Below are 12,741 nucleotides of genomic sequence, written 5' to 3'. Positions count from 1 at the left end.
GGCATTTAATAGTATACCGCACTTTTTCATTATTGGCTAGTCTTTCTTTTATTTTTTTCAGCTTTCTTTTTTGCTCGTAGTTCTCTAAAGAAACTTGAAAGGAGTTGACCACAGGTTTCTTCTAAAATGCCGCCTTCCACATAGGCAGTATGATTAAATCGGTCGTCATCCAGCAAGTTCATGAATGTTCCTGCGGTTCCCCCTTTAGGGTCAGCTGCACCAAAATATACTTCATCCACACGAGACAGCAGCATTGCACCGCTGCACATGGGACATGGCTCCAGCGTTACAAAAAGCTGTGCCCCTTCCAGCCGCCAGCTGTCCAGTTTTTTACAGGCTGCTTCAATTGCAAACATCTCTGCATGGGAAGCAGCCTGTCGGGTATGTTCCCTGAGATTATAGCCTTCCCCAATCACTTCTCCATCCTTGACAATGACAGCTCCTATAGGAACTTCATCAAGGGCTCCAGCCTGCTCAGCTAAGCGAATCGCTTTGCTCATATAGTATTCTTTTTCTTCATTCGTCAGGTTAGATACCTGTTCCTTCATTCATTGTTCCCCCACTTAATTATCAACGTTCTTTTTATTATACTGACAGATCTTTCCTCTGTCCATGCTCGTTAAACTAAACAAGAAAAACATTTCTTTATTTTACAAAAAAAGAAAGTGAGCAGGACATAACTCATTGAGTTATATCCTGCTCACTTGGAATCCGGATAAACGATGGGAGCAGTAGCATATACCAGTATTGAACTGCGACGAGTAACCGCAGGAGCAAGACCTTCGAAAATAAGCCGAAACTCACAAAAATTTAAAGAACACCAAGTAGGAATTAGTCAATATCGACTGACTCACATTCGTGTTTCCTGTCATTTCCGTGAATTTCTTCTTATTGCTGAGAAACACAGTGAGGGACGAGCTAATGTTAAACAGTACCTATTTGGTTCTCGGGACTAAACACTTCTGTCCCATCCTCCTTCTTTTCTGCTCTTATTTTTACAGAAGCTCTTCGATAAAAGATAAAATCTTATCCTTCATGCCTTCTGCATTTTCTTTCACTTTGTCACCATAATCGGATGCCTTTTCACGGCCTTCTTTGACCTTGTCTAAAACACTTAATACTGCATCTAAATCTTCATCTGATAAATGGTCAACCATTGACATGATTTTATCATTTCCGCCCAGCTTTTCCTGAACAATTTTTTTAGCCTTACAGCGGTTCGATACATGTCCAATTTTTTTGATAATTTTTTCTGAAGCTGTTACAGCAACTACAACACCGGCTACTGCAGCAATACTTAAACCGACTGTGATTTTTGTTGATGCTTTCATTTCTACTCAACTCCTTAATTATTTTGTTATATTTATCATAGCACAAACCTGAAAGTCCGCCCAATAATTCAACTGATTTCCTATTAATTCCTTCGGTTATTTCCGCCAAAGAGAATGATTAGACGCAGTAGTTGCAAAAATGTTGATAGAGCTGCAGCCACATAGGTTAATGCTGCTGCAAACAACACTTTTCGTGCCATAGGTACTTCTTCAGCCGTCAACAGATTACCGTCAGATAAAATCTTCAAGGCTCTTCTAGATGCATTAAACTCTACCGGCAGCGTCACCAGCTGAAATAACAGTGCCAGCGAAAACGCAAAAATACCAATGTTAATCAGCGTTTGATTCCAGCTAAAAAGTACACCAATCATAATCATTGGAAAAGAAAGCATTGATCCAAAGTTTGCAACGGGAACAATTGCTGCCCGAATACGCAGCGGACTATAGCCTGTATGGTCCTGCACAGCATGTCCACATTCATGAGCAGCCACGCCTATTGCAGCTACAGATGTTGATTGAGCAGTTGCTTCCGACAGACTGAGTGTTTTATTACCTGAATTGTAGTTATCTGTCAAGTGACCGGAAATCTGTTGAACCCCTACATCAGCAATATGTTCTTCCTGTAAAATGTATTGTGCTGCCCGTGTTCCAGTAACACTGTTTCGGCTCTTTACCTCATCGTATTTTCTAAATGTGCTGTTCACATAAGCGGATGCTGCCATAGAAATGACCAGCCCGATGATTACTAATAAATAAGTTGGATCTAAAAATCCATAAAGCGGCAACATAATTTATTCCTCCTATCCTTGTATGTAGCTCCTGATAAACGTATGAAAACACGCCTCATAATTTTTTTCGCATAAAGAAAGGCAAATGTGACTCATCACGTTTTTATAGGATTTATTATATAGTACCATGAGCTATCGAAAAAAGTGTGTATGAACTTCTAATTTTTAGTTAAGCACTTCAATACTTGAATCAAAGTATTGTTCAATAAAGTGAACCGCATCCTCAATCTGTTTTTTAGAAAATGAACATCCCGCTGGTGCGGCTACCCATTTGTCCTCCACATCGTCTTTACGATGAATCACCGCAATTAGCCTGCCTTCAAAAGATGCGATTGGTTCTGCCACGCCCAAAATATAAACATCCTGCTCTTCTCCATCGCCAGCTATCAGTCCTTCCACATAACCGTAATTGATAGGGTATACCGTACCAAATTCATTTTGATATCCAATTGGACGATCAACAACTACACTTATTTTGCTCATGTTCTCTCCTCCTATCCCTCACATACAGACTAACAAAACTGTCACCTGAAAGAAAGACTTATCGATGGCAAAAATAACGAAAACGAGGATAATAAGAGATGAGGTGAGGACATTGAAAAAAATAATCGCAGCACTTATTGTATTCCTTTTAATTGGAGGAGGTTCCTGGTATGCCTATAATTACTACTTTGGCGGCACATCCTACTATACAGAAATTCAAGAAACCGGAAAAGCCACTGAAGATATAGATACCCGAGGACAAAAATACACCACTTATCATTATGAGCAAAAAGCTTATGATGAGGACGGAAATCAAACTCTGCAAAAAATGAACGAAGTGCGAGAAGATCCTTTGCGCATAGGTGCTTATTTGAAGCTAACCGTTAATGAACGTAAAGGTGTACTTAGCTGGGAGGAAGTTTCTGAAAAAGAAGTACCGGAAAAAGCCTTGGATAAAATCAAGAATGATTCTAATTAAATAAAATAAACCAGAGACTGCCGCATAGTCGAAATAACTATGTAGCAGTCTCTGATTTTTTTCTAAAAGCATTATCGATTCTTTATAATTGATTACTGATTTTTTCAATATTTTTCAAGGTAATTGAAACAGTCCCGTCAGGATTGTTTACAAATTCAATTAAATCACTATTGCGGTAAACTTCAATAGGAACGATTAATTCAATTCCATTATCCATTTTCAACTTCTGTTTGCCGAATTTTTTCTCTGATATTTCCCTTGCTTCACGTACCGGTGGTGTTTTATCAACAAACTTTGATTCATTGACTTCTTCCTGATAAGCCATTCGTGCCGAGATATTCTCTTTAAAAACCTGCTCGGCAATTTGCTGATTATCGATGGTGCCAGTCTCTTCGATACTTTCATAAACAGCTTCCTTCACCGAAGCAATTAGTTCGAACTCATCTTCATCATATTTCTTACCGATACGTTTCACAGCTTTCTTTATCTCTTTGATATTTTCCTCCAAAGAAGGAGCCGGTTGAGATTCAATCACTTTTTCAGAAAAATACCAAAGCTTCTCACCTGAGAATTCATACCTTTTTTCCAACAGCTCATAGCTCAACGTATCTAAATTGATAATGATGCCTTCGTCTGGCTTCTGCGTTTTTGACGGCAGAATTGCCCGGTTGATAATCAGCTTGTTGTAAACTGACTCATTTTCATAATCCACGAAATGCGTATAGTTTTCTTTGTAGTTCAGCTTCAGCATAGCTAAATGCAGGATGGTATCTTCTTCATAGAGAATAACCAGAATATCAGCACTCGGTCCGTCTTCACTACTGGAATAAATGTCATACCAATGCTGAACAAGCTGCTGGCTTTTTGAAATAAAATCAGTGGGAATACCGTTCATCTTATCAACAAAGCTGCTTTCCTGAATCAAGATACCAGTTTTTGTCTGAGCGGTCGACAGCTTATTCACTTTATTTGTCAAATAAATCCGAATATATTCAGTTGTTAAATCCAGTTCGTTTTCTGAGAAAACTGGTGTCCCCGTCTCTCTGTCGATAATATGTAATACTGCTTTTTTCAAATAAATATCCATTTTGTCTTTCTCCTTCTATTGGTCAGATACGGATATATTACTGCCTAGATACAGCTGTAATCAGGTAACCTGTTCACTATTTCTCTGACCACTGCAAATCAAACCTTATTTAGTCTACAGGAAATCAGAAAAAAAATCAAAGCTCTATAAATTGCTGACTGTTTGTATGTACATATAATTCTAGTATAGGCTTGATACTATTCCCCTACTTCCTTTTGTCTAATCGGTTGCCACCTCTCTTTGTTCTCCCCTGTCTAACCGATAACTTTTTCTTTGGAAAAAAACAGTAATTTCCTTTTATTCTATTTTGAGTTAAAGGCTGAAATATTTGAAGGAAAGTGATACACTAGAAAAATCAAAAACTATTGTAAAGGACACATACACCTACTATGAAATCTAAAAAACATTTTTCAGTCGTTCAAGTACTGGCTTTAGGTTTTTTTCTGATTATTTTTACTGGCGGAATTCTGCTTTCTCTACCAATTTTTTCCCGCAGTGGAGAAGCAACACCTTTTATTGATGCATTATTTACTGCTACTTCAGCGGTCTGCGTAACCGGATTAACAACAGTAAATACTGCTCTCCATTGGAATCCAGCTGGACAGGTGCTGATTATGCTTTTAATTGAACTTGGCGGTTTAGGATTTATGACGCTTCCAGTAATTTTCTATTTTGTTCTAAGAAAAAAAGTATCTCTTAGTACCAGAATGCTGCTGAGGGAAGCATTGAATTTAGATGATATGTCCGGAGCTTTTCGCCTAATGATTTATATTTTAAAGCTAGCTCTGTTTATCCAATTGTTAGGAGCAGTCTTACTTTCTTTCCAGTTCATTCCTGAATTTGGCTGGGGAAAAGGAACATTCTATAGTATCTTCCATTCAATATCCAGCTTTTGTAACGCTGGTTTTGACCTGCTTGGGGACAGTCTGGTTCCTTACCAATCAAATCCGTATTTATTATTGGTTATTGGCTTACTGATTATTTCGGGCGGACTTGGTTTTATTGTCTGGCAGGATATCTTACTTTACCGTAAGCGCAAGCGGCTTTCTCTTCACACCAGAATTGCCCTAACTACTACTTTCTGGCTATTGGTTGGCGGGTTTATTATCTTTTTCTTTACTGAGCAAAATGCTGGAAATCTAACCGAGGGAACAAATTTCATTGATCGCCTTGCGAACACATTCTTTATGTCTGTAACTCCGCGAACTGCAGGCTATTATTCGATTAATTATCTAAATATGACAAATGCCGGCTTAATAGCCACTATGTTTTTAATGTACATTGGTGGAACTTCGGGCTCTACAGCCGGCGGTTTGAAAACCACGACCTTTGCAATCCTTGTAATACAGATAAAATCTTTATTTCAAGGTCGTGAACGAGCTGAATATCATGAGCGCACGATTCGCAGTACGGCTGTTTTCAGAGCACTTACATTGTTCTTTCTCACTCTATCATTATGTGTTGTTTCAATTATGATTCTTTCAATCACCGAAAAAATACCTGATTATTACGGGATTGAGTATATCGCTTTTGAAGTCTTTTCTGCTTTTGGCACAGTAGGTTTAACTATGGGACTAACACCAGAACTATCTTTAGCAGGAAAAATTATTATTATGCTTTTGATGTACATTGGCCGGGTCGGTATTTTTACTGTTGGTTTTTCATTGCTGGCAAGAGGCAACAAACAGACCGGCAAATTCAAATATCCTGATGAGAGTGTAATGATTGGTTAGGAATTTAGAAAAATTTCTGCTTTATTTTGTATAATTGGTTTAGCAATCCTCAAGTCATGTCTCTTTCACTAAAATCATTTCCGTTGTTCATTTAACTTTTTTGTACAAATGCTTTCTCATCATAGCGGTCTTTACTTCTTTATGCTAGAATACAGGTATCAAAATAGAAATAGGTGATGATATGATTGCCCATAAAAGAGAATTCGCTCCATGTAGATAAAGGACTAGCTAAGTAATTTACATGGAGGGAAATCAAATGAAAGAAAACCATTATGACAAACAAACATTTTTTGAGAAGTACAGCCAAATGGAGCGTTCAAAAAAAGGGCTTGACGGAGCTGGCGAGTGGCAGACACTTCAAACGTTACTCCCCGCCTTTTCGGGAAAACGAGTGTTGGATTTAGGCTGCGGTTATGGCTGGCATTGTATTTATGCCGCGGAACAAGGAGCTGCTTCCGTGATTGGTGTTGATTTATCTGAAAAGATGTTGGCTATTGCAAAAGAAAAAACACACTATCCTCAGGTAAAATATCTTCATGCAGGGATTGAAGATGTTGATTTTCCGGAAGATAGCTTTGATATTGTGCTAAGCTCTCTAGCGCTGCACTATATTCCGTCATTCGAGCTTGTTGCTCAGCACGTCGCAAAATTTTTAGTATCCGGTGGAACCTTTGTTTTTTCTGTAGAGCATCCGATATTTACAGCTGAAGGAAAACAAGATTGGCTGTATGATGATCAAGGAGAAATTAGCTCGTTTCCAGTAGATAACTATTTTTACGAGGGCAAAAGAACTGCTGAATTTCTAGGTGAACAGGTTACTAAATATCACAAGACTCTAACAACTTATATTGATGGACTCCTGCAAAATGGATTCCAACTGGAACGAGTTGTCGAGCCTATGCCCCCTGAAAATATGCTGAATATCCCTGGAATGAAGGATGAGCTGCGCAGACCTATGATGTTGATTATTAAAGCTGTTAAAGTTTAATCAAAAACAGCTGATTGTAGGACTGCAACAATTGATAATTTCTCTAGCTGTCCGTTGTTTGATTTAGACAGGATTAAGCTTAAGACAGACACCCATGGCGGGTTCCCGGCACCAAGCAGAATGAAAATAATCGACCTGCAAACTATCTCCTATCATATTAAAAAGGGCAGAAGTAGCTTGTGGGTCGATTATTTAGGTTCTACGTCAAAATGTGTTGGTAGGACAAAAAACTGAATAAAACGATAGAGCTTGGAACAAAAGAACAGAGAAACCTCTGAGTTTGTTTCAAGTTCTTTTTAGAGAAAAGGAAAACAGCACGAATGATTTGGGCAGCTAAGCCCATAAGTTCATTATGCTTTGCCTCGAGTAATCGCAGAGGCAGGCTTCGCAAGGTATATTCGTAGTTGGACAGCTAGCTCCAATATAAGGTATGAATGCTGCACATTCATCTATCATCGAACGCATACCATCCCACTAAATGTTCCTACACAAGTAGAACTGCTAATTCCCGATTTGCCTATAGAGCTGCGGAACTATTCGCTTGTTTTTCTTTTTCATGTTGTGAAAAAATAAGACCTTGAATACTGTAAATACGCGAACGAAAATGATAGAAATTACGATAACCATAGACAACACGCTTGATTACTTTCATCTTGTTGTTTAGTCCTTCTGTCACCCCGTTGGAGAAAGAATAACGAAAAGCATTAGTGATAATTTGACCTTGATTTTTTAGGCCACATCTTTCGCAATGTGTTGTTCTATATGTAAGTGTGGCTTTGTGACTTGAGCCTGAACTCCTTTCATCTGTCTGTATTCAAGCCACTCCTCTCCAAAGGAGAGGTGTTTATCTGTTAGTCCAAGTAATTTTCTGGTTTTCTTATCCATAGGGAACAAACCTTTCTGATGATTTGGTTTTTAGTCGATTTCATTTTATCAGTTAGTTGTTCCTTTTTTGTGTTTGAACACTCAAAAAACTGTTAGTGCGTTTTCCTTTAGGAATTTCCACCAACACAAAATATTATAGAGCCATTATTTATTGAGGCACCTTGAGGGACAAACTAGATCACTCTACTTAGTTCACCAATCATTTAGTCATAGAACCTGCGTATAAGAAATGGTCAGCTTCAAGCAATACGGCTAAAATTTTTCCACAGATTTTTACGAGTTTTACCGTATTGTCGAAGAGATTAATTTTGAAACACCATTTATCCGAGTTTAAATGGACTGAGGTATAATATCACAGCTCCCTTTTATTTTTATCTCATTTCTAAAACATCTCTGTTTTCCTCATACCATTTTCCAAATACTTCATAAACTGGCAAAAGACTTCTTCCAAGCTCTGTAAGCAAATATTCTACTCTAGGCACAATTTCATTGTATTCTATTCTTGAAATTAGTTTGTCTTTCTCTAAGTCTTTAAGCTGAGCCGACAATATCTTATGACTGACCTCAGGAATTTTTCTTTTTAGTTGTCCATATCTAATATTAGCGTTCCCACTCAAGTGATAAATAATTTGTATTTTCCACTTGCCACCTATCATAGTTAATAATTTTTCTATATTTTCAAAACCATAATCTGCAACAATGCATTTATTTTCTTTTTCTGATTTCAAATCTTAACCTCCACTAGCTACTTACTTTTTTGTGCGTAATTGTACCATCCAATTTATTATTATATACTCAAACCAGTTAATACTAAAGGAGAATACAATGACAGAAATACTTAACATAATAATTGCAATCAGTTTTTTTCTCAATGCCTTACTTCATCTACTATTAATATTTGGTTTTCCTTTTGGCGAATATGTACTAGGTGGAAAAAATATCGTGCTGCCATTCAAAGTAAGAATTGTCAGCTTCTTTCTCTTGCTCATTTGGACGATTGTTGGCATTAGTTATCTTAACCATGGTCAATTGATTCATATTTCAGCATTTAATCAGTTTGACAGAAGTTTAATAAACTTAACACCTATATTCCTTTTCTTCGCTGTTTTATTTAACGGACTATTAACGAAAAGTAAGAAAGAACACAAAATTATGACACCATTTAGCCTAGTAACTTTTGTGCTTAGTTGTATGATATTGTTCTTATAGTTGCTAGTGATAAAATATATAATAAAAAAGGAGAACGTAATGAACTTAATTAAAAATAGTAATATAGCAATTGCTTTTCTGATAGAAATATTTGCTATATTTATTTTGGGATATTGGGGATTCACTCTTCACTCCAGTAAAATTATTCGTGTTACAGCTGGTTTGTTAGCACCAATACTAACAATTGTCATTTGGAGTATTTGGTGTGCGCCATCTTCAAGCTATCGTCTTGAAGGGCTGTGGCTTGTGGCGTTAAAATGCTTGCTTTTTGGAATTGTAGTGTGCTGTTTACTTAGTACGAAGCAGTCTTCTGCAGCAGTCATTTTTGGTGCTATTGTTGTCATTAACCTTGGACTTAGTGCCTACTTTGGAACACTTTAATCTTATCATGTATGATTTATGCTCAATCAGACATTTTATTTTTACTAAATATTATTAGTGTTGCAGAAATATAGTCAGAATAATCTGGAAATATCAATCTGTTAAAAAAGGAAAAAAATCGAATGCTTAAGCAATCGATGACTTTTTTTCTAGAAATTATGCGAATTATTTAACGAGTTTGGGACATAAGTAAATGCCCGAACTCTTCTTTCTCTAAAATCCGAATAAACGGCGTTCCAAAAGTAGCTCTCTCGGAAATAAGCCGAACTATCTCAAAAATATGAAAAGCTATTTTCGGATAATTCGTCTTATTGCTGTGAAACACAGCGAGGGATGAGCTGATGTTGAACAGTACCTACTTGGTTCTCGGAGCTAAACACTTTTGTCTCGACCTCAATTATAAATGTAGAATATTTACGTTGTTGCTAGTTTTATCAGTTTTTTTGGAGTAATATTACTTTTGATTGGTTTTGCAAAACAATTTAAGGAATTGACACTTTTACAAAAAACAGCACTCAGTCTCGGTTTTATCGACAGCTTTATTCCAATATTTGTCGGAACGATTCAAGGCTTTTTAACAAATGCTTAAATTTTTCAGGTTCTACTAAAAGAATGTAAATAAATGTACCAAGTTTGCTATTTTTATCAAAAAAATTAATTTTTTTAAACATAATAATTTTATCTGAAGAAGAATTATGCTATTATTTATATATAGTTTTCTCTATTATCAGACCTTTTGCATAAAAAAGCTGAGTAGCTTGTAATCCTTTCTGGAATTACTTAACTGCTCAGCTTTTATTTTTTATTAGAATTGTTATTTATTACCATTTAAAACAATTTTTCGGTGGTATATAAACGATTAAATTACTTCAATGTTTTTTTTGAATATATTCCGCATAGGCAAAAACCAGCGGAGCAATTCCTTTAGCATCATTTTCCACAATGGGCTCGGAAATATAGTAGGCATAGCTGCCGTCCCGTACTTTATAACTGCCATGCCCCGGCATTCCTCCCAAGCCAGCAACCAAACAGATATCCTGCAATACGTATCCTGCTTCTGTTTTTATCAGCTTGTGATGAACGATTGACTCCAAAAGCTCTGCTCCACGTTCAAAATAATTAAGAGGAAGATAGCCTTTTCGTGCTCCTTTCATCAGAGAATAAGCAATAGCACAGCTGCCGCTTGTTTCAAGGTAGTTCCCTGCCCTTGCTCCCTGATCCGTTACTTGATAGAACATGCCGGTCTTTTCATCCGCATATTTAAGAAGAGTAGATAAGAGCTCTTGGAACTGACGAATGAGCTCGTTGTATTCCTCTTGGTTCTCAGGATCAAAGTAATCAAGGGTATCAACCAGTGCCATCGCGTACCAGCCATGTGACCTCGTCCAGAAGTTTTGACTGCAGCCGGTTTTTGCGTCTGCCCAAAAAGCTTCTCGGCTTTCATCCACTCCGTGATAGAATAATCCTGTTTGAGGATCACGCATCAGCTGATAAACCTGCTGAAACTGTTGAAAGATATCAGCGTGATTAACGCCACTATTAAAGATTTGATCATATTGACTGTAAAAAGGCTGAACCATATACAATCCATCCAGCCAAATCTGATTTGGATAAATTTCTTTATGCCAGAAGTTGCCTCCCGGGGTTCTTGGCTGCTCCAGCAGCTGCTCATATAGCTTTTTTAGTGCATAGCCGTATTTCGCTTTCTTTGTCTGCTCCATTAAAGGATACAGCACTTTTCCTTCATTGATATTGTCACAGTTATGCTCTTCTTTATCATAACCAAGGATTTCACCGTTCTCTTCAACATAAAAGTCAATAAACTCATCAAGAAAGCGTAAGTAATCGTCTGTTTGCTCCGCTTCATACATTTTCCACACAGCCAAGGCCATACATCCGTCAATATAGCTCCACTTAGGCGCACTGGTCACCGCTGCTTCCTTGTTCCATAACGGCCGCTCAGGGGTTGTGTTAGCCAATATTTCATCAAAAAACTGCTTCACTTGTTCCATAATTATCTTCTCCTTGCTCATTCTTTTTACTGCATTTCGACAAGAACAGCTGCGTGTTGCCAATCTTATCTTATTTCTGATTTTAGTAAAAACCTAAGCAGTCAGCCAAAGTTTGCGCTTTCATAAAAAGTATAGCAAGGAACTTCCGGCCCAACAAGCCATCTACAAAGGAATTGTCACTACTGACGAATAATCAAGTGAAACTGCCCAAAATGAATCAGACAGCACGTTAAACAGTAAACCACCGAGACTATTAGTGTCGGCTACCGGCAGTTTCAGCAGGCAACTATTCATCGAACTGTTTTCATGCTTTCTAAGAAAAACCGACAATAGCATGGGGAATATAGGGTTCTTCCAAATAAAGGACATCTTCTGCTGAAAGCCGGAAGTTTACGGCGTCCGCTGCTGTTTCTACATGGCTCAGCTTCGTTGCACCAATAATTGGCGCAGCAACCGATTCTTTTTGAAGCAGCCATGCTAACGAAATATGAACTCTACTTACCAGATATTTCTCAGCCAGCTCTGCTACCCGTTCAATAACCAGCTGGTCTTTTTCTGCTGTCTGATCATATTTTGAGCGGGCAATCGCATCGGATTCCCCTCTTTTTGTTTGAGTTGATAAATCCCTTGTTAGTCTGCCAGAGGCCAACGGACTATAAGGCGTCAAAGATATCCCTTCTGATTGGCAATAGGGAATCATCTCTCTTTCCTCTTCACGGTAAATAAGATTTAAATGATTCTGCATAGAGACAAATTTCGTCCAGCCGTTTTTCTCTGCGATATTCTGCGCCTTTTGAAACTGCCAGGCATACATCGCAGAAGCGCCAATATAACGGGCCTTTCCAGATTTTACTACATCGTGCAGCGCCTCCATCGTTTCTTCGATAGGCGTATCGTAGTCCCAGCGATGAATAATATAGACATCAACATATTCTGTTTGAAGTCTTTTAAGACTGTGTTCAATTTCAGAAAGAATTGCCTTTCTTGATAAACCTGAGCCGTTCGGTCCTTCATGCATTTTACCGTGTACCTTGGTTGCAAGTACAATTTCATCTCGATTTGCGTAATCCTTTAACGCTTTTCCTAGAATTTCTTCGCTGCGTCCAAGAGAATAAACATTAGCTGTATCAAAAAAATTAATCCCCAGATCCAACGCTTTCTTAATAATTATTCGGCTGTCTTCTTCTTCTAAAACCCACTTGTGTAGCCAGCGTTCCGGATCCCCAAAGCTCATTGCTCCTAGACAAATCCTGGAAATATCCATACCAGTTGTTCCTAATTTTATATATTCCATCAATGAAACCCCTTTCGAAATAAGTTGCTTTTACTATACCACTTAAAGTCGACTTTAGGTCAAGAACAATCA

At 37.8% G+C, this 12,741-nt stretch carries 16 protein-coding genes; 7 read left to right on the top strand and 9 right to left on the bottom strand.

Translation table 11 applies throughout. From position 1 onward, the window contains the following. Window positions 1–29: 29 nt before the first annotated feature. A complete protein-coding gene (tadA, locus tag ACYSNQ_RS02915) occupies window positions 30–548 on the bottom strand; it encodes a tRNA adenosine(34) deaminase TadA (RefSeq protein WP_426081303.1) in 519 nt (172 codons plus the stop codon). A gap of 174 nt (window positions 549–722) precedes the next feature. On the opposite strand from tadA, the gene ACYSNQ_RS02910 reads away from it, so the two are divergent. Then, the gene (locus ACYSNQ_RS02910; protein WP_426081302.1) at window positions 723–956 is read left to right on the top strand and encodes a hypothetical protein; all 234 of its coding nucleotides are present in this window, start codon (window positions 723–725) and stop codon (window positions 954–956) included. Window positions 957–995: 39 nt separating this feature from the next. Here ACYSNQ_RS02910 and ACYSNQ_RS02905 read toward each other — a convergent pair whose 3' ends face one another. The 3 genes from ACYSNQ_RS02905 to ACYSNQ_RS02895 form a co-directional block, all read right to left on the bottom strand. Next, the gene (locus ACYSNQ_RS02905; RefSeq protein WP_426081301.1) at window positions 996–1,331 is read right to left on the bottom strand and encodes a hypothetical protein; all 336 of its coding nucleotides are present in this window, start codon (window positions 1,329–1,331) and stop codon (window positions 996–998) included. 83 nt (window positions 1,332–1,414) lie between these two features. Next, on the bottom strand, window positions 1,415–2,119 hold the full coding sequence (locus ACYSNQ_RS02900) for a zinc metallopeptidase (protein ID WP_426081300.1): 705 nt from the start codon (window positions 2,117–2,119) through the stop codon (window positions 1,415–1,417). 165 nt (window positions 2,120–2,284) lie between these two features. Further along, window positions 2,285–2,602 (bottom strand): inorganic pyrophosphatase, encoded by a 318-nt coding sequence (locus ACYSNQ_RS02895; protein WP_426081299.1) that lies wholly within the window; start codon window positions 2,600–2,602, stop codon window positions 2,285–2,287. Window positions 2,603–2,714: 112 nt separating this feature from the next. On the opposite strand from ACYSNQ_RS02895, the gene ACYSNQ_RS02890 reads away from it, so the two are divergent. Further along, on the top strand, window positions 2,715–3,080 hold the full coding sequence (locus tag ACYSNQ_RS02890) for a YxeA family protein (RefSeq protein WP_426081298.1): 366 nt from the start codon (window positions 2,715–2,717) through the stop codon (window positions 3,078–3,080). An 82-nt stretch (window positions 3,081–3,162) separates the two neighbouring features. Here ACYSNQ_RS02890 and ACYSNQ_RS02885 read toward each other — a convergent pair whose 3' ends face one another. After that, window positions 3,163–4,167 (bottom strand): nucleoid-associated protein, encoded by a 1,005-nt coding sequence (locus ACYSNQ_RS02885; RefSeq protein ID WP_426081297.1) that lies wholly within the window; start codon window positions 4,165–4,167, stop codon window positions 3,163–3,165. A 389-nt stretch (window positions 4,168–4,556) separates the two neighbouring features. Between ACYSNQ_RS02885 and ACYSNQ_RS02880 the strand changes: the two genes are divergently transcribed. Together ACYSNQ_RS02880 and ACYSNQ_RS02875 are read left to right on the top strand one after the other, a co-directional pair. Beyond that, window positions 4,557–5,900: a TrkH family potassium uptake protein gene (locus ACYSNQ_RS02880; protein ID WP_426081296.1), complete on the top strand. Its 1,344-nt coding sequence runs from the start codon at window positions 4,557–4,559 to the stop codon at window positions 5,898–5,900. A 256-nt stretch (window positions 5,901–6,156) separates the two neighbouring features. Continuing rightward, on the top strand, window positions 6,157–6,888 hold the full coding sequence (locus tag ACYSNQ_RS02875) for a class I SAM-dependent methyltransferase (protein WP_426081295.1): 732 nt from the start codon (window positions 6,157–6,159) through the stop codon (window positions 6,886–6,888). Window positions 6,889–7,405: 517 nt separating this feature from the next. Here the strand turns inward: ACYSNQ_RS02875 and ACYSNQ_RS02870 are convergent. Then, complete coding sequence (locus ACYSNQ_RS02870; protein ID WP_426081516.1) at window positions 7,406–7,702, bottom strand: transposase; 297 nt, start codon at window positions 7,700–7,702, stop codon at window positions 7,406–7,408. A 442-nt stretch (window positions 7,703–8,144) separates the two neighbouring features. Beyond that, window positions 8,145–8,501 carry a winged helix-turn-helix transcriptional regulator gene (locus ACYSNQ_RS02865; protein ID WP_426081294.1) on the bottom strand — a complete coding sequence of 119 codons (357 nt, stop codon included), beginning with the start codon at window positions 8,499–8,501 and terminating at the stop codon, window positions 8,145–8,147. A gap of 97 nt (window positions 8,502–8,598) precedes the next feature. On the opposite strand from ACYSNQ_RS02865, the gene ACYSNQ_RS02860 reads away from it, so the two are divergent. The 3 genes from ACYSNQ_RS02860 (at window position 8,599) to ACYSNQ_RS02850 (ending at window position 9,952) form a co-directional block, all read left to right on the top strand. Continuing rightward, entirely contained in the window at window positions 8,599–8,982 is a 384-nt protein-coding gene (locus ACYSNQ_RS02860) for a hypothetical protein (RefSeq protein WP_426081292.1), read from the top strand. Window positions 8,983–9,021: 39 nt separating this feature from the next. Next, complete coding sequence (locus tag ACYSNQ_RS02855) at window positions 9,022–9,363, top strand: YrdB family protein (protein ID WP_426081291.1); 342 nt, start codon at window positions 9,022–9,024, stop codon at window positions 9,361–9,363. A gap of 460 nt (window positions 9,364–9,823) precedes the next feature. Further along, window positions 9,824–9,952 carry a hypothetical protein gene (locus ACYSNQ_RS02850; protein ID WP_426081289.1) on the top strand — a complete coding sequence of 43 codons (129 nt, stop codon included), beginning with the start codon at window positions 9,824–9,826 and terminating at the stop codon, window positions 9,950–9,952. 280 nt (window positions 9,953–10,232) lie between these two features. Here the strand turns inward: ACYSNQ_RS02850 and ACYSNQ_RS02845 are convergent, their stop codons facing one another. After that, on the bottom strand, window positions 10,233–11,375 hold the full coding sequence (locus tag ACYSNQ_RS02845) for a glycoside hydrolase family 88/105 protein (protein WP_426081288.1): 1,143 nt from the start codon (window positions 11,373–11,375) through the stop codon (window positions 10,233–10,235). Between the two features lie 313 nt (window positions 11,376–11,688). Next, complete coding sequence (locus ACYSNQ_RS02840; protein WP_426081287.1) at window positions 11,689–12,669, bottom strand: aldo/keto reductase; 981 nt, start codon at window positions 12,667–12,669, stop codon at window positions 11,689–11,691. Between the last annotated feature and the right edge of the window lie 72 nt (window positions 12,670–12,741).

The sequence above is a fragment of the Enterococcus sp. LJL51 genome, assembly GCF_054871795.1.
Note: the sequence above shows the minus strand (reverse complement) of the source record. Positions and strands in the feature narration are given on the sequence as shown.